Annotated in this window: 22 protein-coding genes; 7 read left to right on the top strand and 15 right to left on the bottom strand. The window is 40.4% G+C overall.

Annotated features, from left to right (window positions below; all coding sequences use genetic code 11):
* Positions 1 to 41: 41 nt before the first annotated feature.
* The 3 genes from B3317_RS13400 (at position 42) to B3317_RS13390 (ending at position 5,061) form a co-directional block, all read left to right on the top strand.
* Positions 42 to 1,370, top strand: coding sequence for an ABC transporter permease (locus B3317_RS13400; protein WP_291112438.1), 1,329 nt, complete (start codon positions 42 to 44; stop codon positions 1,368 to 1,370).
* Positions 1,371 to 1,449: 79 nt separating this feature from the next.
* Positions 1,450 to 2,547: a glycosyltransferase gene (locus tag B3317_RS13395; protein ID WP_291112436.1), complete on the top strand. Its 1,098-nt coding sequence runs from the start codon at positions 1,450 to 1,452 to the stop codon at positions 2,545 to 2,547.
* A 621-nt stretch (positions 2,548 to 3,168) separates the two neighbouring features.
* On the top strand, positions 3,169 to 5,061 hold the full coding sequence (locus B3317_RS13390) for a hypothetical protein (protein WP_291112434.1): 1,893 nt from the start codon (positions 3,169 to 3,171) through the stop codon (positions 5,059 to 5,061).
* A 151-nt stretch (positions 5,062 to 5,212) separates the two neighbouring features.
* Here B3317_RS13390 and groL read toward each other — a convergent pair whose 3' ends face one another.
* The 8 genes from groL to B3317_RS13350 form a co-directional block, all read right to left on the bottom strand.
* Positions 5,213 to 6,844, bottom strand: coding sequence for a chaperonin GroEL (gene groL, locus B3317_RS13385; protein WP_291112432.1), 1,632 nt, complete (start codon positions 6,842 to 6,844; stop codon positions 5,213 to 5,215).
* Between the two features lie 29 nt (positions 6,845 to 6,873).
* Complete coding sequence (locus B3317_RS13380; RefSeq protein WP_291112430.1) at positions 6,874 to 7,143, bottom strand: co-chaperone GroES; 270 nt, start codon at positions 7,141 to 7,143, stop codon at positions 6,874 to 6,876.
* Between the two features lie 523 nt (positions 7,144 to 7,666).
* Positions 7,667 to 9,037 (bottom strand): MFS transporter, encoded by a 1,371-nt coding sequence (locus B3317_RS13375; RefSeq protein WP_291112428.1) that lies wholly within the window; start codon positions 9,035 to 9,037, stop codon positions 7,667 to 7,669.
* Positions 9,038 to 9,129: 92 nt separating this feature from the next.
* Positions 9,130 to 10,281: a sensor histidine kinase gene (locus B3317_RS13370; protein WP_291112426.1), complete on the bottom strand. Its 1,152-nt coding sequence runs from the start codon at positions 10,279 to 10,281 to the stop codon at positions 9,130 to 9,132.
* A 58-nt stretch (positions 10,282 to 10,339) separates the two neighbouring features.
* Entirely contained in the window at positions 10,340 to 10,918 is a 579-nt protein-coding gene (locus B3317_RS13365) for a Maf-like protein (protein WP_291112424.1), read from the bottom strand.
* The gene (locus B3317_RS13360; protein WP_291112422.1) at positions 10,919 to 11,383 is read right to left on the bottom strand and encodes a methylated-DNA--[protein]-cysteine S-methyltransferase; all 465 of its coding nucleotides are present in this window, start codon (positions 11,381 to 11,383) and stop codon (positions 10,919 to 10,921) included. It abuts the gene before it with no gap.
* Positions 11,331 to 12,395 (bottom strand): GNAT family N-acetyltransferase, encoded by a 1,065-nt coding sequence (locus tag B3317_RS13355; RefSeq protein WP_291112420.1) that lies wholly within the window; start codon positions 12,393 to 12,395, stop codon positions 11,331 to 11,333. Before B3317_RS13355 ends, B3317_RS13360 begins: the two co-directional genes overlap by 53 nt.
* A gap of 6 nt (positions 12,396 to 12,401) precedes the next feature.
* Positions 12,402 to 13,232 (bottom strand): 1-acyl-sn-glycerol-3-phosphate acyltransferase, encoded by an 831-nt coding sequence (locus tag B3317_RS13350; RefSeq protein ID WP_291112417.1) that lies wholly within the window; start codon positions 13,230 to 13,232, stop codon positions 12,402 to 12,404.
* A gap of 148 nt (positions 13,233 to 13,380) precedes the next feature.
* Between B3317_RS13350 and trxA the strand changes: the two genes are divergently transcribed.
* The gene (trxA, locus tag B3317_RS13345) at positions 13,381 to 13,818 is read left to right on the top strand and encodes a thioredoxin (RefSeq protein WP_291112414.1); all 438 of its coding nucleotides are present in this window, start codon (positions 13,381 to 13,383) and stop codon (positions 13,816 to 13,818) included.
* Here the strand turns inward: trxA and B3317_RS13340 are convergent.
* The 5 genes from B3317_RS13340 to B3317_RS13320 all read right to left on the bottom strand — a co-directional run bounded on the left by B3317_RS13340 (position 13,811) and on the right by B3317_RS13320 (position 17,216).
* Complete coding sequence (locus B3317_RS13340) at positions 13,811 to 14,308, bottom strand: CvpA family protein (protein WP_291112412.1); 498 nt, start codon at positions 14,306 to 14,308, stop codon at positions 13,811 to 13,813. The genes trxA and B3317_RS13340 overlap by 8 nt on opposite strands.
* A 175-nt stretch (positions 14,309 to 14,483) precedes the next feature.
* Positions 14,484 to 14,636, bottom strand: a complete 153-nt coding sequence (rpmH, locus tag B3317_RS13335) for a 50S ribosomal protein L34 (protein ID WP_081852563.1) — start codon at positions 14,634 to 14,636, stop codon at positions 14,484 to 14,486.
* Between the two features lie 82 nt (positions 14,637 to 14,718).
* Positions 14,719 to 15,219, bottom strand: a complete 501-nt coding sequence (locus tag B3317_RS13330) for a dihydrofolate reductase (RefSeq protein WP_291112408.1) — start codon at positions 15,217 to 15,219, stop codon at positions 14,719 to 14,721.
* Positions 15,220 to 15,222: 3 nt separating this feature from the next.
* A complete protein-coding gene (locus B3317_RS13325; protein WP_291112406.1) occupies positions 15,223 to 15,684 on the bottom strand; it encodes a hypothetical protein in 462 nt (153 codons plus the stop codon).
* An 83-nt stretch (positions 15,685 to 15,767) separates the two neighbouring features.
* Positions 15,768 to 17,216 (bottom strand): CCA tRNA nucleotidyltransferase, encoded by a 1,449-nt coding sequence (locus B3317_RS13320; RefSeq protein ID WP_291112404.1) that lies wholly within the window; start codon positions 17,214 to 17,216, stop codon positions 15,768 to 15,770.
* Positions 17,217 to 17,597: 381 nt separating this feature from the next.
* Here B3317_RS13320 and B3317_RS13315 point away from each other — a divergent pair, with 381 nt between their 5' ends.
* The gene (locus B3317_RS13315; RefSeq protein WP_291112402.1) at positions 17,598 to 18,443 is read left to right on the top strand and encodes a hypothetical protein; all 846 of its coding nucleotides are present in this window, start codon (positions 17,598 to 17,600) and stop codon (positions 18,441 to 18,443) included.
* Positions 18,444 to 18,452: 9 nt separating this feature from the next.
* Positions 18,453 to 19,235, top strand: coding sequence for an NUDIX hydrolase (locus B3317_RS13310; RefSeq protein WP_291112399.1), 783 nt, complete (start codon positions 18,453 to 18,455; stop codon positions 19,233 to 19,235).
* An 86-nt stretch (positions 19,236 to 19,321) separates the two neighbouring features.
* Here B3317_RS13310 and B3317_RS13305 read toward each other — a convergent pair whose 3' ends face one another.
* A complete protein-coding gene (locus B3317_RS13305) occupies positions 19,322 to 20,035 on the bottom strand; it encodes a tetratricopeptide repeat protein (protein WP_291112397.1) in 714 nt (237 codons plus the stop codon).
* Between the two features lie 92 nt (positions 20,036 to 20,127).
* A complete protein-coding gene (locus tag B3317_RS13300; RefSeq protein WP_291112395.1) occupies positions 20,128 to 21,405 on the bottom strand; it encodes a M64 family metallopeptidase in 1,278 nt (425 codons plus the stop codon).
* A 189-nt stretch (positions 21,406 to 21,594) separates the two neighbouring features.
* Between B3317_RS13300 and B3317_RS13295 the strand changes: the two genes are divergently transcribed.
* Positions 21,595 to 24,342, top strand: coding sequence for a putative LPS assembly protein LptD (locus B3317_RS13295; protein WP_291112393.1), 2,748 nt, complete (start codon positions 21,595 to 21,597; stop codon positions 24,340 to 24,342).
* Positions 24,343 to 24,764 lie beyond the last annotated feature (422 nt).

The following is a 24,764-nucleotide window of genomic DNA, read 5'->3' as shown; positions in this document are numbered from 1 at the left end:
AAAGTAATAAATAGGTCTGCGACCTTGTCAAAACCAGCCGAATGAAAGCATTGAAATTAATTATAGCAAGAGAATTCTCTTCCAGGGTAAAGACAAAGGCTTTTATCCTGACCACATTATTGACTCCCTTCCTTTTTGCCGCTGTAGTTGCATTGCCTACTATACTGATGATGGTAAGCGATAATGATGACATAAAGAAGGTCTATGTAATAGACAACACAGGATTGTATTCCAACTTGTTCGAATCGTCTAAAAACTATGAATTTGTACAGGTGTCTGCTACTGACACTACTGCGACCGGTAAAGAAAAGGGGACAGCCCTGTTGCAGATAAACGGGGATCTGAATCAGAATCCCAATGCGGTTACATTCTTCTCGGAAAAACAACAGCCTCCCCGCGAGTTGACCGCATATATAAATGATGTATTGACCGAAGCGGTAAGGAATAAAAAAATTGACGATTTTACCTCAGAGAGTAATCTTGAGCCGAAGGTAGTGACCGATTTGCAGCAAATACTGAAATCTAAAGATAAAATCCGCATATCTACCATCCGGTGGGATGAGACAGGGAAGGAGACGGAAACACTGGGGGAAATAGCGACCATTGCCGGAACGGCGCTCACCTTCTGTATGTTTTTCTTTATCATGATGTACGGCTCTATGGTGATGCAGAGTGTGGTAGAGGAAAAGAGCAACCGTATTATAGAAGTTATTATTTCTTCCGTCAGGCCTTTCGATCTGATGATGGGCAAAATAATAGGAGTAGGTCTTGTCGGGCTTCTTCAGCTGGTTGTATGGCTTGTTATCGGGGGAGGGGTGATGATAGCCCTTAAAATGTTTTTTGGTGTTGATATGGATATGAGTACCTCTGTGGATGCACAACAGGCAATGGCCTTAATGAAAAGCAGCAATATTGAGATGACTTCTTTCCTTAACGGCTTTTTCAGTATCAACTGGGTGCAGGTTGCAATATGCCTCGTCCTTTATTTTACCGGGGGGTATCTTCTGTTTGCATCCTTGTTTGCCATGTTCGGTTCGGGAGCGAATGATTCGCAGGAGGCCCAGCAACTTATCATGCCTGTTATGATTATACTGATGGTAGCATTTTATACAGGCTTCGCGGCCGCCCGCAATCCGGAAGGGGCTATGGCATTCTGGTGCTCATTGATCCCGTTCACCTCACCTGTGGTGATGATGGTCCGCGCTCCCTTCGAGATACCTTTGTGGGAACTGGTGTTGTCTGTTGCGTTATTGTTTGCGACATCTGTCCTGATGGTAAAACTGGCGGCTAAAATATACCGCGTGGGAATACTGATGTATGGAAAGAAGGTTTCTTTTATGGAAATGCTGAAATGGCTGAAATATAAATAATACGAATACATAACTAAAATCCCTATCTTTGTACTCAAATAAGGTCACAGACCGATCTGTTACTTATAATACAAACTATATGAAAATTCTTTTGATAGGCGAATATAGCCGTGCTCATCTGACTTTGGCAGAAGGTTTACGTTCATTAGGACATGAGGTTTTAACGGCTTCGGATGGCGACGGGTTTAAAAACTATCCGCGCGATGTGGACCTGAGCCGGAAGAGTTCGGGGATTACAGACACTTTTACCAGCCTGATGTCTGTACTTAGCAAATTCAGGAAGTTTAAAGGATATGATATAGTACAGCTTATAAACCCCTGCTTCACTACCCAGAATGTACGGGTCAATAATTATCTGTATAAGAAACTGAAAAAGAACAACAAGAAAGTCTTTATGGGTGCTTTCGGCGATGACTCGTATTGGGTAAGCGCCTGCCTGGGAAACAAGATATTCGACTATTCCGAATTTTTTGTCGATGGCAAAGCGATCAATGTCGATTTCAATCAACGGTTTATAGATAAATGGATAGGTACGCCGCTCGAAGTATTTAACCGCGGGCTGGCAAAGGATGTGGACGGGATTACAGCCTGCCTGTATGAATATTACAAAGCATATGAACCTTTCTTCCCCGATAAGCTGAGATACATTCCCTTGCCGATGAACATTGCGGAAATAGAATTTCAGCCGATACCCGAAGAGCCTGAAAAAGTAAACTTCTTTATCGGGATCAACAAAGTCCGTGAGAAGTTTAAAGGTACCGATGTGATGGAGAAGGCACTGGCCAGAATCAAAGACAAGTACCCGGATAAAGTAATCGTTACGCGGGTCGAATCTGTCAGCTATGATGTATATCAGCAACTGATGTCGCAGGCACATGTTGTGCTCGACCAGTTATATTCGCACACCCCGGCGATGAACGCATTATTGGCAATGGCTCAGGGAAAAGTTGTTGTAGGCGGAGGAGAGCCATATATTTATGACTTATACGGTGACACATCCAATCAACCGATTGTAAACGTACATCCGCACGAAGACGATGTGTTCGATAAGCTGGAATGGCTGGTTTTGAACAAAAAAGATATTCCGGAAATATCGAAAAAAAGCCGTCAATTTGTTGAAACAAATCATGACTATGTGACAGTGGCAAAGAAATATCTGGATTTCTGGAGGTTATAAAATTGCATCAGAGTACCGTCCACTTAGCAGATGCCTGATACATCAAATAAGATTTTTTTTAACATTTTCGTTCAAAAACTTGTTTAATATTCTTTTTGAATGTATTTTTACGGAATATTCGTTAGATATAAAGACAAAAATGTCATATTTTTCACAAAATACAACACACTATACACCATCTTTTCTCCCTGAAAATTTGGCTGTTAGCTATATCTTGTTAGAGAGAGAGAGAGAGAGACACACACACACACACAGACAAGTGTAAGTACTAATCCCAATTTTTTCCCAAATATCCAACTTTGCGAATCCTTTAAGATTTGCCGGGTATTTTCATATCTATACTTTACACATATAATACACGCACGCATAATGTGTGCATATACGCACATATTAACTATTCCGGCCACAAAAAACAAAAAAAGCATATCTAAAAATTCAATGTCTTCAAAGAGACCTGCACTTTGTCGTTTATTGTCTTCGATAAATTTATCTCCGTTTTTTTATCTATTGCTTGTGAAAGTAGTAAATAAATACTTTGGAGCATTGAATTTTTCCCGCATCATACAACTTTCCGGTAATAAGATATTAATGACATATATACTTAACTAAACTAAAAAAGTTATGAAAACAAAACTATCGATTTTATTTCTGTGTTTCCTGCTAATTCTATCAGGAAATGCAAACCTATCTGCCCAGGTGACAATAGGAGCAGGATCTCCTCCCGAGAAAGGGGCATTACTGGATCTTAAAGAAAGAGATGCCACAAGTCCGGCACAGGATGTTACCAGTCTCGAAAATTCTACAAAAGGAGTCCTGCATCCAAAGGTTTTCCTTCGCGACGCGGCAAAACTGACACCTTTATATGGTGGCTCCGACAATGGCTCCGGAGTATGGTCCGACGAATCTACAGCCGAAGAGAAGCTGAAAGCGACGGGGATGGTCGTTTATAACGTCAACCCTGAGGCAATCAATATGGATGAAGGCTTATATATGTGGCAGATTGATGAATGGGTGAAGCTGAATCAGGACGGAGCTGCAATTATAGAGCCTGTTAACTGTTCCGCTATCCGGATAAACGGTTCCTATATAGAGGGAACACCCGTTAACGATAACAACTATCTGGAAATAGACCTGAATGTAACAAAAAAAGGTTCTTTCGTTATTTCAGTCCTGTCCGGTAACGGCTATAGCTTTTATTACACAGGGGTCGCTTTAGAAACAGGGACGTTAACAGTTAAAGTTCCGGCACAGGGAACACCTGCTTTAGTAGGAGAAAATACATTAACATTCAGCGGGATAAGTTTGGTTCCGGGTTGTGAGCCTAAGATAACGGTACAGGAAATGGTTGCCGCTTATACAATAGTGTGCTCATCGACTGTGGTACAAGGGCAATATGTCAAGAATCGGGCTTTGGATGCATCTAATACTATAAGAATAAATATCAATGTGTCCGCACCGGGTTCATATACGATTTATACGGAAACAGTAAACGGCATCAGCTTTAGGGCTTCGGGGTCGTTTGCCAGTACAGGGACACAAACTATAACATTGCTGGGTACCGGAACCCCTACCATAAACGAGGACTTTCAGGTTGTAATAAAGGCAAATACATCGCTGGGTTCTGCGGAATGTTCCGCCTTAATCCCCATTACATTGCCCACGATGACTTTTGCCGTCATCGGAAATACCGGTTATTATTCGTGGGCTGGGGCCGGAAGAAGTACAGCTCTTACTAACGGATCAAGTTTCGGGCCTAATGGTATAATAAGAATGGTGGCTCCTCTCACCAGACTATGGCAAACCAATACTGCAGCTACTGCGATAAATAATCTGGACAATGGTGTTAATAATGGAAGGCAACCGGATATAGTATTCTATAACGGATATGGTAGTCCATCTACTGCTGCCATATCGGCAGCTTTGGCCAGATACATCAATAAAGGAGGTTGTGTAATATATTATACAGATGATAGTAATGCATCGAGTACAAACATTGTTATAAATGGAATATTTGGGACAGGCTATTCAGCCAAGGCTATAGGTACCGGAAGCCCTAGTAATGCAGATGACCAGCTTTACCAGGTTAATAATAATTTGAACGATCCTATAATTAACGGTCCGTTTGGCAACGCGGCAGGCTATTACTGGGGTGAGGATAATGCCCATGCGAATACTATTATTTTAGAACAGCTTCCGCCCAATTCGGTACAGGTATGTTCCGCTTCCAATCAGAACCATACAAGTTTATCCCCTACGTCATCTGTGGTATGGTATAGTAAGTCTACAAACTTCTTCTTTTTTGGGGATACGACAGGGGCTGAAACCGTAACATCAGGTAACGGTAGCTCCAATGGATGGCCTAACCTTTATACTACAGCCGGAATACCCATACCAAAGCGATACGGATTCGCTAACTCAGCAAATTGGCAGTGGTGTTATAATTCCATATTGGAAATGAATGCTGCGGCGTACTTTATCAGGCAAGCGGCGGTTAGCGGAATCAATCCTTATTGATTTAGTGTAAGCTGAATATAAATCAGGCTGGATTTACTCCCGGCAGTATCCCCTTTGGCGCAAGCCTGCCAGGATAAATCCTATGAATACAAAAAGCGGACAATTCAAAGAATTGCCCGCTTTACTTTTATGATATGTCAGATTGGATTGATTACATCATTCCACCCATTCCACCGCCCATTGGAGGCATTGGAGCAGGGTTTTCTTCTTTCTTATCTGCTATGATACATTCTGTAGTAAGGAACATACCTGCAATAGAAGCTGCGTTTTCAAGAGCGACACGAGCCACTTTGGCAGGGTCGATTACTCCGGCCGCATTCAGGTTCTCATATTTATCAGTACGGGCATTGTAACCGTAATCTCCTTTACCTTCACGTATTTTCTGAACTACGACAGCACCTTCTTTTCCACTGTTAGCTACAATCTGGCGAAGAGGTTCCTCGATAGCGCGTTTTACGATTTCGATACCTGTAGTTTCATCTTCATTTTCGCCTTTCATGTTTTCAAGAGCGTCGATAGCACGGATGTAAGCTACACCACCTCCCGGTACCGTACCTTCTTCGATAGCGGCACGGGTTGCAGAAAGAGCATCGTCAACACGGTCTTTCTTTTCCTTCATTTCCACTTCAGAAGCAGCGCCAACATAAAGAACAGCTACACCACCCGCCAATTTAGCAAGACGTTCCTGTAATTTTTCCTTATCGTAATCTGATGTTGTTTTCTCCATCTGTGAACGGATCTGGCCTACACGTGCAGCGATAGCTTCTTTTGCGCCTGCTCCGTTTACAATGGTCGTATTGTCTTTGTTGATAGTTACTTTGTCAGCAGTACCAAGCATATCGAGGGTAGCGGCTTCCAGAGAAAGTCCTCTTTCTTCTGTAATCACTGTACCTCCTGTAAGGATAGCGATATCTTCCAGCATTTCCTTGCGGCGGTCGCCGAAGCCCGGAGCTTTAACGGCAGCGATTTTCAAGCCTGCGCGAAGACGGTTTACTACCAATGTAGTCAAAGCCTCCGAATCTATATCTTCAGCAATGATAAGCAGTGAACGGCCCGATTTAAGAGCAGCTTCAAGTATTGGAAGGATATCTTTCAATACGGAAATCTTCTTATCGTGAATCAGGATATACGGGTTTTCAAGGTCAGCTTCCATTTTCTCTGTATCTGTTACAAAGTAAGGAGAAATATAACCTCTGTCGAATTGCATACCTTCTACTACGTCAACGTAAGTTTCAGTACCTTTTGCTTCTTCAACTGTGATAACGCCTTCTTTTTTCACTTTGCCCATAGCTTCAGCAATCAGTTTACCGATAGTTTCATCGCCGTTTGCAGAAATTTTAGCTACGTTTTCTATTTTTTGCAGGTCATCACCTACTGTTACCGATTGCGCTTTGATGTTCTCAACAACTTTAACCACGGCTTTGTCGATACCACGTTTCAGATCCATTGGATTTGCTCCTGCAGTAACGTTTTTAAGACCTACGCTAACGATTGATTGTGCCAATACTGTAGCAGTAGTTGTTCCGTCACCGGCATCATCGTTTGTTTTAGAAGCTACTTCTTTTACAAGTTGTGCTCCCATGTTCTGGAATGGCTCTTCCAGCTCTATTTCTTTAGCTACAGTTACACCGTCCTTTGTGATGTGAGGTGCGCCGAATTTCTTATCCAGAATGACATTGCGGCCTTTAGGTCCAAGTGTTACTTTTACAGCATTAGCCAATGCATCAACACCTTTTTTGAGCTCGTCGCGAGCATCTATATTAAATTTGATTTCTTTTGCCATGACTTTGTTATATTATTAAATTGTTCGTATTAAATAATTGCAAGAATATCAGACTGACGCATGATTAGGTAAACTTCGCCTTCCAGTTCTATTTCTGTTCCGGCATATTTACCATAAAGTACATTGTCTTTTGGTTTTACCACCATATCTTCGTCCTTAGTCCCGTTTCCTACGGCAATTACTTCGCCTTTAAGCGGTTTTTCTTTTGCAGTATCAGGAATAATGATACCTCCCACACTTTTTTCTTCTGCAGCGGCCGGTTTTACAAGCACTCTGTCTGCTAATGGTTTAATACTCATGATTCTTTAAGATTTTAAATTGTTATATATTAAATTTTAAATATTTTCTGTTTATGGATAAGCGAAATGCGTGCCAAAGTATATTTCTGTCAAAAAAGCAGGATAAGGAATGTGTGAAAACTGACAAGTAGTCATTTGCTGTTAGTCATCATGAATTAGCAGTTAATATAAATACGGCTCTTTCAACTTACTACTTGTTAAAAAGTAACAAAGGTAACATATGTCAGTGAACAGTTAGCAGTAAACAACTTGTATCTCGTGTCTTGTCTACTTGTAACTATTCCCAAAAAGGTAACAAAGGTAACAATGAAATCAGTTAGCAGTCATCAGTCAACAATTTGTATCTCGTATCCCGTTTACTTGTAACTATTTTCAAAAAGGTAACAAAGGTTACAGCTTTTACGCATTTTAATTATTGAATCCTTAAACATTAAATTTTTAAATCCTAAATCCAACACTTCAAAGAACAATAAGCCAACAGCTATTAGCCGTTAGCTACACATATAGATAAAGTAATTTGTTATTATTCAGTCTCCGGATTCAGTTTCTTTCTATCCAGATTTTTCACTACCCGTCCATATATAACAAGTGCGATGGCAGAAACCATACCGATTCCGACAAAGACATACCATATATAATGCGCGTTTACTGTAGCTGCGGCATATTCTACCTGCGATGCAAATGCCTTAGGGTCCGGACAGTACTTTTCCAATAAGAAGCCTGACAGTCCGAATGCAAAGAGGTATGAAAAGAATGAGTGTAAGTGACTAAATCCTAAATAAAGGCCTTCTTCCCCTTTGGGCGACTGTAATGAGAAATATTCCAAAAAGCGAGGTGATATAAAACACTCTGCCAATGCCTGCATGGCAATACCCACTATCATCATAAAGGCAACAGGGTGCAATCCCATTACATAATCAGTCCCGATCTGGTTGCCAAACGACATTACCAATGCCGAGAACGGTATAATCAGCATCCCTATAGTCATTGAAGTGAGAGCCGTACGCCTTTTCATAAATGAGGTGACAAAGTTGACACATACAAATACCACCAACGGATTCACATTGGCATACCAACCCGGGGAAGCTCCTTCGCCGATCATACGGATCACATACTTAGGCATAGTCGCATACATCTGGCTCTGAATCATCCAGAAACCACTAATAATGAGTATCAATGCTATCAGACGTCCGTTCTGACAAACTTTCCACAGGGCTTTTCCTATCTCGGCAAAACTTTTCCCTTTACCTTCGGTTTTTACCGATTTATAGAAAAAGAAAACCGCGATCAAAGCTAAAAGAGTCATTGACGCGGAAAAGAAATTGAGGTATACAAGCCCTTCATCACCCATGCTTCTGCGTAGCGGGTCAACAACAGTTTTACCCGTAAATGCCCCGATATTTACCATCATATAAAAGATAGCATATCCACGTGCACGGTTTTCCGATGTAGTCTCACGCGCTACCGTCCCCGATATTACAGCTTTTATAAATGCTCCGCCTATAACGATAAGCACCAGAATGGGAGCGATACTCCAACGTAAATAACTTGTTTCAAGGCCGGTAAAAGTGGCTGTCATCCCATAACTTACCAGTCCTGCACTCTCCAGCAGAGTAGGCAAAAGGCCCAAGCCTCCATAACCAACTGTCAACAAGGCAAATGCTAATATAATGGATGAACGGAAGCCTATTTTATCTGCATATGCTCCGGCAAAAGTGGGAAGGAAGTATAGCATTGCTGAAAATATACCCGAAATGATACCGGCTTCGATATCAGAGAAACCCCAAACATTGGATAAATAAAGGGTAATTACAATAAATACGGCATAATACGCCAGCCGTTCGAGCAGTTCGACGGAATTGGCAACCCAAAAGGCCCTTGAAAATTTAGTCATTAGATTTGATAGAATTGTTAAAATTTAAACGAATAGTCACAAAAATAAGAAAATAATCCTGTTTACAAAGGTTATAAAGTTTACAGAATATGTTAATTAGACCTTTTTAACTCAATACAGAAGGTCGTACCTACACCGATCTCCGAAGACTTCACATAGATTTTTCCCCTGTGATACGATTCTATGATACGTTTTGCCAGAGACAACCCCAGCCCCCACCCTCTTTTCTTTGTGGTAAATCCCGGGCTGAAAATGGTTTTGAACTTTGATTTCGGAATACCTTTTCCCGTATCCCGTATATCCAGACTTATTATTTTACCTTTATCGGACAATGTGTAAATGATCTCACCCTGACCTTCCATAGCATCCACCGCGTTCTTTGTCAGATTCTCTATCACCCAGCTTAATAAAGGCCCGCTTACATTTGCATAAAGAGGAGTAGCAGACAGATGAAGTTCAAAAATAACTTTTTTCGAGATTCTCTTTTCGAGATAGGTTATAGATTGAGTTATAATCTCATTTATATCCTTTCGTTCCAAAGATGGCGCAGAGCCTATTTTCGAGAACCTGTCCGTTATCATTTGCAGGCGGTTTACATCTTTTTCCATATCCAGCAAGATGGATCGATCGGCATTTTTTAGTTTCAGATACTCCAGCCACGCCAGCAATGATGATATCGGCGTTCCCAACTGATGCGCCGTTTCTTTCGACAAGCCTACCCAAAGGCGGTCCTGTTCCATTCTCATCGTGGTAAATAATGCAAAAAAGGCTGTTATCATAAATATGATAAGCACGCTTACCTGAACATACGGATATAATTGTAACCGCTTTAGTGTATAAGAATCGTCGTAATATACATATTGGTCAAAATCCTCAACTTCGATAACAATAGGTTTATGCCTCTTTTCAAAAGTCCGGGCCTGCTGTTTCAGAAACTCCTGCTCATCGGTCCCGGGAAGTTCTATATTTGTGGAAGTATAGTAGTTGTCTTTCTTATCGTATAAAATAACGGGAATAGTCGTATTGCTTTTCAGAATCTGAATAACCAGATTCATATTCAGATTTTCATTATTGCTAGCCATTTCTTTGGTGGCCTCAGCCCAGATTTCAATCTTATTACGTTCTTCTTTCGACAGGTCTTTTACCAGGTAATGAGAGACAATAAGCGATCCGAAAGCTATTATTATAGCCACTATAATAAGGATGTACCGCAATAAGAGCTTATTGTTCTCAAATATTTTCATGCAATAAAGATAATTGTTTTATTCCTTAACGCATTTTCGAAGTAAAAAATATTGATTATCAGATTTTCTTCAGTTCCTGATACAACCGTTGTATGGGTAATCCCATAATATTGAAATAAGACCCCGATATATATTCCACGGCGATATAACCGATCCATTCCTGCACACCATATGCCCCGGCTTTATCCAAGGGTTTATATTTCGTCACATAATATTCTATTTCATCTTCATCAAGCCTTGCAAATCTCACTTCGGATGAAACGCCGAATGCTCTCTGTTTCTCTTTTGTAGTTATGCAAACGCCTGTTACCACCGAATGCGTCTTACCCGAAAGATCGCGGAGCATTTGTTTGGCATCCTCATCATCGAGTGGTTTGCCATATACCTTTCCACCGAGGAGAACGATTGTATCGGCTGTGATAAGAAGCGTATTATCATCCATACAGGCCCTGTATGCGTTTGCTTTTTCCCTTGCGATGTAGATAGCGATATCTTCTCCGCGCAGATTACCGGGATATGATTCGTCTATATCGGGTAATGTTTTTATCTCGTAAGCAATATCCAACCCCGAAAGAAGCTCCTTTCTGCGGGGAGAATTGGAAGCGAGTATGATTTTATATGTTGATAAGTCAAGCATTCAGAATAATTTTTTTTGCCGGCTTTCCAGTTCCAGTAGTTTCCTTTTCACGTCAAGGCCATAGGCATATCCACCCAGCTTCCCGCCTTCATTCACTACACGGTGGCAAGGAACAATTATGGCTATATTGTTTTTTCCATTGGCGGAGCCGACAGCCCGGCACCCTTTCGGAGAGCCTATGTTTATTGCTTCTTCTTTGTAGGAAACGGTTTCTCCGTAAGGAATAGTATTCAGGTAGTCCCAGGCTTTTTGCTGAAAAGAAGTTCCTTCCTGAGCCAAAGGTAAGTCGAAGGTTTTCCGCTCACCGGCAAAGTATTCTTTCAGCTGCTTTATGGCCTCATCGAGAACCGGAACCAAAGCATCGTCTGTTTGTGCCATCTCAGAGACAATTCTCAGGGCAGAAATAAAGCCGTTAGTCTCTTCTATTTCTATTACTCCGACGGGAGATTGTAAAAAAGCCTTCATTTTTTTTCTTCGGTTTATCTTCGTATTTCGACCAACTCCAGTTTATCATCTGGCGCAGGCGTTTAAGGAAACGCTTTGAGGGTTTGTCTCTCAGATATGATTCTATGTGGCGTTTTTTCTTTTCTTCCAGGATTTCATCCACATTGATAAGTATGCCCGTTTCCTCCACATTGCCAAAAGTATCGTTTACGGCCGTACCGAACACTTTCATCTGGGGCGAAAGGCTCATATAAGCATTTACCAGCGGCGGAATATTAAGCCCTAACCTGCGGACAGATGTATTTAAGATTTTATAATCAGCCTTAAATGTATCTTCATCGAACAAACGTATAAGCTTCTTTTCATCTGTTTCTATCCGAAGCGCCTGCTTTGGCCAAACCAACCTATCAGGATCGGGGAAATACTTACCCAGAAAATAAAGGATCATATCACGGGCCTGAGTATTATAGGTATCGTACATGGTCACTTTCCCGAAAAAATATTTCATGGACGGGTCAGCCACAGACAATGCTCCTAATCCGTCCCAAAGATTATCGAGGGCGAATATACCTTTCGAACCTGCAAGAGTGGACTGATATTCCAATGTGACGAACGAACGCCCCAGTTCGAACGTATAAGGCAGGTATTCTTTTATAAACTTCCTTGAGAAATGAAACAGGTGGGAGGTCGCCAGAACCGGCTCGCCATTATCATCGAAACAAATATCCGGCCCGCAGATAAAACGGTATCCTCCTATTATTTCTTCCGCGTCGGGATTCCAGACTATTAGTTGCTTGTACGGATTGTCCATTGTATCATACTCGTCAATATCGGCAGACAATCCCGTTCCTCCTCCGTAATAACGGAATGCGATCTCACGCAGACGGCCTATTTCCAGCATCACATTAGGCGAATTGTGATGTGTGATTATATAAATCTCATTATTCGCCTTATTGGTATGCCTCAGAAGTTTATCCTTCGTCAATTCGGCTTTTAAGAGACTTTTATCTATTGGTGAGATGATTTTTTCCATCTAATATTATCTGTTTGATTTCGCTAAATTATATACTTTATCTTTTACATATCCGGCCCATTGAGAAGCATTCTTCGAATTATTGAACGTTGAATACGGAATTGGCTCGCCAAATGTAATAGAAAAACTTGTACCTTTATTCTTAAACATTTCGTCGGGCAAAAGTATCAATTCCACATTGAACTTTAACCCTAACCGCTTTCTTATATTTGCAAATCTATAAAAGAAATTTGAATTTTTCCCATCAAAGTAGACAGGAACAACATCTCTCCTGGATTCAACAGCTTTCAGTATAAAATTCTTTTGCCACGGCAAATCGTATATCCTTCCTTTCTCCCTGCGGGAACAAAGGCCTGCCGGAAAAGTGACAATCTGATTATCGGAATCATAAGCTTCATTCAAAGTAAGAGTTGCCTGCTTCGACTGCCTGCCATATTTATTAACGGGAAGAAAAATGGGTTGCAGATTCCTGATGAAATACAATACATCGTTTACCACATACTTTATCTTCTTATCGTACTTTTCACCGATAACTGCCGAGAGGCAAATACCATCGAGTCCTCCGAGCGGATGATTGGATGCAAATATAAAACGGCCGTCTTTCGGGATATTCTCCAGCCCGTTTACCTCCAGTGTAAGATTGAAATAGCCGACCACTGCCTGCATAAAATCGACACCTTCCTTATCCGCATATATCCTGAGTATCTCATTTAACTCAGCGATATGGATCTTTCGTTTCAGATAATTTATAATAAAGCGTGGTATTTTATTATAAATTTTCGGAGCTTTTTCTTCCAGTACTTTATCTAAATCCAGTATAAGTGGTTCTTGAGCCATTTCTGAAAAATCATATGAACCACAAAATTAATTGATTTTGAGTTATTATTACTTCAAAAAATCAATTAAAACACATCCTTCATAACTATTTAATTGATTTTACCTATTATATTTGTGTTCTTATTACAAAATATATAATAATAGAGTAATGAAAAACAGAATATTATTTCCTATCCTCAGCATCGCATTACTAGGTATATTCACCCTGACAAGTATCGATGTATCGGCGAAAGCTAAAGATGAACCGAAAGGAAAATCGCCTATCGTAACATTATCCGCATCAAATTATGAGAGTGAAACAGCCAAGGGCCTCGTCTTTGTAGACTTCTGGGCAGCGTGGTGCGGTCCTTGCCGCCGCATGGCGCCAATCTTGGATGAAATCGCTACGGAATACAAGGATTCTGTTAAGATAGGTAAAGTAAATGTAGATAATTACAAGAAGTTCTCGATAGACAAGGGTATACAGGCACTGCCTACTATAGTTGTTTACAAAGATGGAAAAGAAGTTGACCGTATTATGGGATTGGTATCGAAAGATAAACTGGTGGAAGTAATAAAGGAATATTCAGCAAAGAAAGCTAACTGATCCAGTCGAAACGCAGGTAAGGGATCACAGCCTTCGCTATTTCAGTTACAAGAGGATAGGTATGGGATTTCTCACGCACATCCTCTTTTATTATTCGCTTATGCTGGTCAAATTCGGCAACAAGGTTCAATACAATACTGAATACCACAATCCATTTGGCTGCACAGAACACGGCTCCTGCCAACCTGTTCAATATAGTCATTTTCAGTGCATCCACGAAAGATTCCAATAGTTTCCCGGCAAAGAACAATGCAACCAATATCGCTATAAATGCCACAATATAGGAAAGCGGACCTATAATATGAGGCGAACCATCGATCAGATTAATAAGCCGGGGAGCAATGTATTCCGAGAGTTTCCCGGCAAAGACAGCCCCCAATATAATCCCTGCAAGAGAAGCGATTTGCATCACTAATCCCGAAAAGAATCCCTTTATCAGTGTTACTAATATGAGAATTATAACGACCAGATCGAACCAGTTCACCTCCATAACTATTATCCTATAAACAACAAAAGTAAGAATTAATACTAATTCTTACTTTATTTGCCTGAGCAAAATATCTTTTTACAAGCTAAGATCGCAGACCTGTTTATTACTTTCGCATCTGCAACAGCAATAGTAAGTTGCGTCCGGAATGCAGCATTAAATGCACTCCTTTACTTTATTACTTGCTGTATTCGTCTGAAACTGAAAGTTTAGCTCTACCTTTGGCTCTACGGGCTGCAAGCACTCTACGTCCGTTTGCTGTAGCCATTCTTGAGCGAAAACCATGTTTGTTTTTTCTCTTTCTGTTTGATGGTTGAAAAGTTCTTTTCATCGCTATATATATTTTCTGTTATTATTTCTTATTCAGTTTCGGGTTGCAAAAATAGGATGTTTATTTAATATAAGCAAGAATATTAACGTTTTATTTTCTCGAAAGTTATAAAACTATATGCATATTTATGTTTCTCATCCATGGGATTATCTTCCCTTGATACTTCCACCCATAACTCCCGGTCAATCCGGGGAAAGAAAGTGTCGGCATCTCCGAACCGGTGATGAATGCGGGTCAGATATAATTTGTCCGCTACATCAATAACTTCCTTATATACAGAGCCGCCACCGATAAAGAAAATTTCAGGCTCGTCTTTACACAATGCAACAGCTTCTTCGACAGAAGAACACATCTCACATCTGTCAAAATGCAATTCCTTATTCCTGGTAATTACAATATTCCGCCTGTTGGGAAGAGCCCCTTTAGGCAACGACTCAAATGTTTTCCGCCCCATTATTACAGGGTGACCATCTGTTATTTTTTTGAAATATTTCAGATCGTTAGGCAGATGACAAAGGAGGTTATTATCCTTACCTATTGCATTCTCTTCGTCCGTTGCTACTATAATCGATTTTATTGTCATATTTTATTTTTTCTTCTTAAATCCGACAGGGATCTTTAATACATCCGAGTCGTACATATTAATATATAAGATAACTTCTTTTTCCAGGCCTTTATGCATCACACTATATTTATCCAAAAAGCCACCATCATCAAAAAGTCCGTTTTTCGTCTTAAATCCACAGCAACTTCCAATCCTGCGGTAAGTTATCGGCTCTCCGTCCGGGCCCATAAGAGCATTCAAAAACCGTCTTTCATTTAATGGGCCGGAACCGCCGGCAGCCCCCACCATTATCGGATTTTCCTCTGTATATCCATAAGTGATATCATCACTATAAACCTCCACCACAAAAGTTTCATTATTCAAGAGCTTTTGCTCTACATTGGGGCTGCCATAAGTGCCCCAGCCTTTCTTTGCCGGTTGTTTCGACGAGCCACATGCCGTCAGGAGAATTAACATCGGAACAATAAAAAATTTTGCTTTCATAATGTTGTTCTTTAGATTCAGGTAATTTGCTTTTCTTAATAAGAGGCAAATTAGTAAATAAATCCACAACAAACTACGAAATTTTATTTCTCCTTCGGTTTTAACCCCATTTTTTCAGCTTTTGCAACCAGATATTCATAAGCGGCAGCGTATTCGTTCGGTATAACACCGTCCAGAATAGCATCTTTGACTGATGATTTCAACCGGCCTACTTCCACACCCGGGGCAAGTCCGAATATCTCCATAATTTCCTCGCCCCCGATCGGCGGCTGAAAATTACGCACATGGTCTTTCTCCTCTATATCCTTCAATTTATGGCGTACCAGTTCAAAGTTTCGTAAATAACGGCGTACTTTCTCCGGATTTTTAGAAGTTATATCAGCTTCACACAAAGTCATCAGATCTTCGATATCATCTCCGGCCTCAAATAATAAACGGCGTACAGCCGAATCGGTTATATCCTCATCCACAAGCACTTGTGGGCGCATATGCAACGTCACCATCTTCTGCACATACTTCATTTTCTCATTCAGGGGAAGTTTCATCCTGCGGAATATTCCGGGAATCATCTTTTCTCCTATAAAATTATGATTGTGGAAAGTCCATCCCAGTTTTTTATCAAAACGCTTGGTTGCAGGCTTGGCTATATCATGCAGGATAGCAGACCAGCGCAACCACAGGTCATTGGTTTTCTTCGAGATATTATCCAACACTACCAATGTGTGATAAAAATTATCCTTATGTCCTACCCCCTCTTTAGTTTCAGCCCCTTTGAGAGCGACTAATTCCGGAAATATAATAGCCAACAGGCCTGTCTGGTCGAGTTGAAGAAATCCGACAGACGGTCTGGGAGACAATACGATCTTATTTAATTCATCTATAATACGTTCACCTGATATTATACCAATGCGGTCTTTATTACGCGTGATGGCATCGAATGTTCCCGGCTCGATATCAAAACCCAGCTGTGAAGAAAAACGGATCGCCCTCATCATCCGCAACGGATCGTCACTGAATGTAATATCCGGATCGAGTGGAGTACGGATAATCAGGTCTTCCATATCCTTTAGCCCGTTAAACGGATCAAGCAATTCCCCGAACCTGCCTTTATTAAGGCAAACAGCCAATGCATTTATTGTAAAATCGCGGCGATTCTGGTCATCCTCCAGTGTCCCGTTTTCTACAATAGGCTTACGGGAATCCCGTTGGTAAGATTCGCGGCGTGCCCCTACAAATTCTATTTCCGTATCCTTGTATTTAACCTGCGCCGTCCCGAAGTTTTTGAATACAGAGAGATGAGCTTTTTTGCCCAACGTCCTGGCCACCGCTTCTGCCAGTTCGATACCTTTACCTACCGTAACAATATCAATATCCTTTGACGGACGATGCAAAAAAATATCGCGTACATATCCTCCGATAGCATAACACTCCAGTTGCATATCATCTGCAACCTGAGAAATTATTTCAAATATTTTCCCGGAGAACTTCTTTTTCAACTCACGTTGTATTTCCTTATTATTGTGGCTTATCATTTCAATTTTACAGCATTACTCTCTTTGGCCAACAGTACAATCTATTCAAGTAATAAATCTGACAATCGCTCTGATTTCGAGAGGTTAGAAAGTGCAAAGATAATAATTTCTACTTATCAATTATCATAAGACAATCCTGTCTCGATAAGAATTATCCGGCATGAATAATGCATCTCCGGATGATAAAATTTATTTAATTAAAAACATCTTTTTCTTTTTCCTGTTAAAAGTATATGCAGGAAGATATTTTTATCTATTTTTAATATCGAAAAGTTAAATTATTTGAGAATAATTCTGTTAAAATCGAAATAATTTGTAATTTGCTACAGAATTACAGAAGATTACCCGGAATACTTTCTCTCTAAAACAGAGCAACATCCTATGCAAAAGATTTTAAGAAATACAATGGCGTTTCTCTTTGTTGTCTTGTTTGCTTGCGGGGCAAAAGATGACGGGGCCAAACTGCGCTTAGATTCAGCCCGCCGTTTCTATGCCAACAAAGAATATTCACTAGCCAAACAGGAAATAGACAGTATAAAAATCCTATACCCAAAAGCGTTCGACCAGATCCGCTCCGGCCTGGCTTTTCTCGACACTATAAGAAGAGCTGAAAACGAACAGATAATTACCGAATGCGATTCCCTTATCGCCCTGCATGAGCCTACATTGGAGGCAAAGAAAAAACTTTTTTCGTTTCAGCGCAACAAAGAATATCAGGAAACAGGGGCATTTATCCCTAAAGAAAGCCTTACCGGTGGTGTTATTACCGGCACAATGCTACGTTCAGGAGTAGGAGAAGACGGTGTATTATATATCGAGAGCGTTTTTGTCGGATCAAAGCAAAAGCACAACAGGATAAAAGTATCAGCAAAAGACGGCTCTTTCGCTCAATCGTTAGTTGTGAACGACGATGGACTGAACTACAGGTTTTCCAATATGGGGAAAGAATATGAGATTATCCGTTTTGCAGGGACCAGCGAAAATGGCATCGCAGGATTTATATTCACAAATTCAAACAATCCCTTAACTGTCACACTGGAGGGGCAGGGGAAATATACATACACCTTATCGCAAACTACGAAATCCGCAATTTCAAAATCTTTTGAGTTATCAACAATGATGCTACAACTGGATAGCTTAAAAACGGCCAAAGAAAAGGCAGAGTATCATATTTACTACCTTGATAACAAAAAAGACAAAGCCTCTACGGACAATGTCATCAAATGAAAAAAACTTATGGAAAAAGAGCAGCCGCCTTTTCAAACCCTGAATCAAGGGCCGGATATATTCATACCGAATATATCAGTTGATTGCATTATACTGGGTTTTGATTCTGGTAGTCTTAAAGTATTATTATGCAAATTTAAAGTCAGTGAAAAATGGATGCTTCCGGGAGGTTTCATAGCAAAAGACGAAGATCCGGACGAATCTGCCCTGCGAGTATTAAAAGACCGTACCGGACTCGAAAATGTATATCTTAAACAATTCTATTTCTTTGGTAAAAAAGATCGTATAGGCACCGGGGAAAATGCCGATATGCTTAAACGGCTCAATATCCATGAAGAGAAAAGCCAATGGTATCTCGACCGCTTTATTAGCCTGGGGTACTATTCCCTTATTAAATATAACGATGCACAAGTGTTCGCCAACGAAGATTATGAAGAAGCGGGATGGTTTGATATCAATGAAATACCACCACTATATGCAGACCATAAAGAAATCATAAACACAGCGATTTCAACTATCCGCAAGCAAATCGGATTTATACCGATGGGCTATGAATTACTGCCTGAAAGGTTCACTATGCCCGAACTTAGGTGTATATACGAAGCCATCCTGGGACGGGAAATAGACAGACGTAATTTTCAGCGCAAGATGCTGTCGATCGGTTATATCCAGCCTTTGAATGAAACCAGAAAAGCGGGAGCTCATAAATCTCCAAACCTATACTCGTTTATAAAAGAAAAGTACGAAGAGGCTGAAAAATACGGAATACAGGTGATGAGCAATAATTTATGAGGAAACGGAAGAAACAAAAGAGAATAAAAAAGCGCGGAAGTATTAACTTCCGCGCTTTTTATATATTGAGGTAATCTTTGCGTCTCTTATTTTGCTCCTCCGGCTTTCATCAGATTTGCTTCTTCAATATATTTATCAGCTTCCATCGCAACCGGTGAATTCATATATTGATTTTTAATCGTAGTAAACGTTTCAACTACTTTGTCGTAGTTACCTTGGTTGCGATATATAAGACCCGCTTTCTTATATAAGATCGGGCTTTGTGACGGATTGTCAACACCTTTAGCCGCCTTCACATAATAAGAAACAGCATCGTTTTCTTTTCCGGTATTGCTAAGACAGTCCCCGATAGTTCCATTCACTAACTGGGACAACACTTTATCACCTCCACTAAATCCTTTCAAATAATCCAATGCCTTGTCATACTGGCCAAGGTTGGCATAACAGATACCGGCATATAATTTAGCAAGATTTCCGGCATTGGTAGAACCATAGTCACTGATGATAGATTCAAAACCTACATATCCGTTTGCATCTCCATAGATAGCAAGGGAATCCTGCCCGTTTCTGTAGTATTGCTCACCTTTGAACAAAGCAACTTGTGCCTCTGTGTTCTTTGGCCCGAGATAGAAATGCCGGAATGCCAGATAACCACTGACAACTACAACTACAATACCGATTCCGATCAATATCTGTTTTTGATATTTTTCGATAAAGTTTTCAGATCTATGAACGGCACTGTCGATTTTTTCCCAGTCCTTCTCTTCCCGTATTTCCGCTTGTTTCTTTTTAGAAGACATTGTATTATTAGTTATATATTTTAATATTCAGAATTAGCAGCGACAAAAATAGCTGTTTTATCCTTATAAATAAAATCCTGACTGTATTTTTTTTACTCAGTATAGAATTTTACGAGTTGCAGGATAGCCCTTTGACATACAGGACAGAAGTCTTTGCATGTATTTGTCTTCATCCGGCAATCGATAGCCGGGCGATATATACCTTTTGCCGAGTAGCCCGCACCCTCGAATACCCCTATACTGTATTTATCTGCGAGATTAACATTTGTGGGCACCGGAGTCTGAGATACAAGCATATCCTGCCACTTTACCGTAAAGTCAACCAAGGTGGTAATATTCGGCTCCCATGGCTCTACAGAATGAAGATATGTATTATCCAGCACATCACTGTCATAAAAATATTCATCAGCCAACCCCGCAAAGCTATGCCCGAATTCATGGACTACAACAGGTTTAAAGGCAGCATGGCCGGTGGTAGTCAGCGTATATGCATTAAATATCCCCCCGCCTCCATATACATCTGTATTTGCTAATATAATAATATGTGCATATGGGATTCCGGCAATAGCATCGTGTATGTCTTTTACATGAGAAGTAGTCAGATACCGGTCGGAATAAAAAGTATCGAAATGGGAACTGAAAGCTGTCCTGCTCCATTTGCTCTCACGGGGGACACTGACCCCTGAATCCTCTGAAATTGTTTCCACCGCATAAAAATTAAACTTATCTTTCAGTTTGTTGAACGGGCTATGATTCAATATCTGTTCACAGGCGATCTGCGCATGTTCCCTGAACTTTGCCATCTCGGAAGCTGTATATCCTTCAGCCAGAATAACAACATTCACACATTTATTAACCGAATCGCCCTGATGTACGGCTGTATATGCCGGAATATTCTTCAGTCCCTTTTTCTTTATCAGAATATCATCCGGATTTACATCGTGCCTGATCGCAGTCCTGTATACACCAAACTTATCTCTCAGCTTTATCTCCACTGCTATCTTCCCTTTAGGATAAGGTATAAGGAATGAATTCTCGAAACTTTTTCTTACCTCCTTAGCTTCAGGGGTAGTCTGCCATTCTGAAAATAAGGTGCTGAAAGCATCGGTATAGATACATGTTCCGGTTTTTACATCTGTCACCCATATTTGTCCGTTACCTTTACGAAGAAGCTGTGACAGGTTATGCCTGCGCCCTGCCCAATGAGGCAACTGATTCAACTGGTCGAGAGCCACAACCTGAGATTCATCATTTCCGGAAAAAATATAATCGATACGCAAAGCTTTATCGACAAAATAATCTTCAAATTTCTGAGCAGATGATTCTTCAATAGAAAAGAAAAGGGTGACGGCAAGTAAAAAATATTTCATAGAAAGATTCGTTTAATAAAAAACAAAGATAGAAAATATATACATAAATATCCGGACCACGGGCAATAGATTAATAGTGGATATTAAGTCTGAATACAAAAATTTATACTTTTTTTGTTTTTTCGTATTCTGCTTTCATGTTTAATTGATTAGCTTTGCATCCGAATATATAAGCATGAGGTTTTGTAGATGAGAAAAATTCGCATCTTAGCATACATTTTTCTATGTATATTGTTCTCTGTGCCTTTTTGGGGTGCACAATATGCCTATACTAAGCATCGTGCTATAAACTCAATATATAGCAACGATACCCTGCCCCGTGTGAATGGTGATTCCCTCCCGAAGAATGATTCCCTGAAACTCCGGAACGACTCTTTACTGCAAGACTCTACCGCTCAGAAAAAAAATGCGCTGGATGCCGTAGTAGACTATACGGCCAATGACTCCGTTGTACTCATGTCCAACAATTGGGGTTATTTATACGGCTCTGCAGAAGTAAAATATACCGAGATAACACTGAAAGGCGAGAAATTATCCATGAATATGGACAGTAGTTTGGTATATGCCACATACGGTCTGGATTCCGTAGGAAAAGAATTCGGCTATCCTGTTTTTTCCGATGGTGGCACGGACTATGAGTCGAAAGACATGAAGTATAACTTCAAGACAAAAAAAGGATATATCACCAATGTTGTTACCACTCAGGGAGAGGGTTATGTAATAGCAGGAAGAGCGAAGAAGCAGGAAGACAACTCATTCTTTATGCTCGACGGTAAATACACAACCTGCGACGATCACGAACACCCGCATTTCTATCTGGCTCTGACAAAAGCGAAAGTCAAGCCTAAAAAGAATGTAGTTACGGGTCCTGCCTATCTCGTTATCGAAGGATTACCTCTGCCTTTGGGACTTCCTTTCGGGTTCTTCCCTTTTTCCGATAAATATTCATCGGGAGTTATCATGCCGTCGTACGGAGACGAGATGGACAGAGGATTCAATCTGCATGACGGAGGATATTACTTTGCCATTAATGACAATATAGACCTTGCCCTCACAGGGGACATTTATACAAAAGGTTCATGGGCGCTCAAAGCCCGTTCATCATACCGTAAGCGTTATAAATATTCCGGCTCGTTCGACTTCAATTACCTGTATAACAAATACGGAGAAAAAGATGTAGACCAGTCTATAAGCAAAGACCTTGCCATCAACTGGACACACTCGCAAGACCCGAAGGCGAATATGTTCCGGACGCTCTCTGCAAGTGTAAACTTTGCGACAAGTTCATACAATAACAATAGCCTCGACAACAGATATACCCGGCAAGGTACAAGCAACACAAAAGGTTCGAGTATCAACCTGACCCAGAAAATACCAAATTCGGCATGGAGCATATCAGCCTCTATGAATGTGGCCCAGCGTAGCCAGGACTCGTCCATCTCCATGACTTTACCGAACCTGACTGTAACTATGAGCCGTGTAGCACCATTCAAAAGGAAAGAGGCAGCAGGAGCAGAACGCTGGTACGAGAAAATTCAATTAAGCTATACAGGAGACTTCAGAAACAGTATCGATACGAAAGAAAACCTGTTATTGAAATCCAACTTACAAAAAGACTGGAAAAATGCGATGAAGCATACCATTCCGGTTTCTGCGACATTCAGCGCTTTCAATTATCTGAACATCACCCCATCTATAAATTATACAGAGCGTTGGTATACCAGTAAGATACAAAAACAATGGAATCCGGAAACAAATACACACATGAGTATGAAAGGCGATACCACATATTCATTCAAACGTGTATATGATTTTAATGCCGCATTGAGTTTCCAAACTAAATTATATGGCGAATATATACCTGTCTTTTCCAAAACGACACGAATCCGGCATGTATTCACTCCCAGTATCAGCCTAAGCTATGCCCCCGACTTCAGTGATCCTATGTTTGGATTCTATGAGAGATATAAATATATCGATTCGAAAGGGCAACAAATGGAATATGTATATTCTCCTTATTCACAGGGGATGTTTGGCACAGCTCCGATGGGTGCTTCGGGTATGGTTTCATTCAATTTTGAGAATAACCTGGAAATGAAAGTCGCATCCGAAAAAGATTCGACCGGATACAAGAAGATAAGCCTGATTGACAATCTCAGTGTCAATTTCAGCAACAATATGATGGCCGATTCCCTCAAATGGAGTGACATCGCTGTAAATGCACGTTTCAAATTCAGCAAATCATTTGTAGTAAATATAGGAGCCGCTTTCGACCCATATATGTACGGATTGGACCAATATGGCAGTCCGACAAAGGTAGACAAGCTGCGTATCAGCCATGGTAAAGGTATCGGACGACTGAAAAGTACGGGATATTCCATATCTCCATCCATCAATCAGGATACATTCAAAAAACTTTTTGGTAAAGATGTAGACAAGGAAGGAAGCAAAAAGGAAGGCGGACAACCGGATACCGACAATCCTGAAGGTGAAGCCGGAGAACAGAAAAAGGGCAGCCTGCTGGAAAAAAAGAAAGACGATAACCAGTATGATGAAGACGGCTATGTGAAAAATGATATTAAATGGAATCTATCTTTCAACTTCTCCATGAACTATAATTATGGGGATTTTGATTATGACAAGATGGAATACAAAGGCCGTCTAACCAAGAATTTCGGACTAAGCGGAAGCATACAACCTACAAAAAACTGGAATTTCAATTTCAACACCAGTTATGACTTTGATGCAAAAAAAATCGCATATATGAGTTGTAACCTGACCCGCAACCTGCATTGCTGGTCAATCACCGCCAGCTTTAACCCTGTCGGAGCCTATAAATCATATTATGTGTCATTGCGGGCAAGCTCGTCATTATTGCAGGATTTGAAATATGAACAAAGAGGCCGTTCATCCAGTTACGATCCTAACTGGGATTAAATCGGAACATAACCTGTCAACTATTTGTTTTGGCAGGATGTTTAGTACAAAAACCTTAACTTATGCGAATCGGTATAAAAAGCCAAGTATTGCTTTTTAGTTATAAACCAGATAATTATACAAGACTACGATAAAAAATAAAAATCTTTTTTAAATTTAACAAATAATTTATATTTTTATCCCCGTAACCGGTCGTATCATGGCGTTGAGAATCCGGTTAGATTTTATCGAATTAATTAAGAGACATAATGATATTATCCTTTGCCAAAAATCTGCAAAATTTTTAACTGAAAAGGATGATAACAAATGTTCCACGTCTTTTGTTATACAGGAGGCGTGGGACTGTTTGCTTATCTTTTCAGTTGGGCTTTGCAGAGCCTTTGGCAAGGATAAGTTATAACAGTTCCCATGCCTCTTCTTTT

Source organism: Dysgonomonas sp. UBA7710 (genome assembly GCF_002482385.1).
In the GTDB taxonomy this organism is placed as follows: Bacteria; Bacteroidota; Bacteroidia; order Bacteroidales; family Dysgonomonadaceae; genus Dysgonomonas.
The sequence above is the reverse complement of the archived record's forward strand: the minus strand, read 5'-3'. Positions and strand labels throughout refer to the sequence as shown.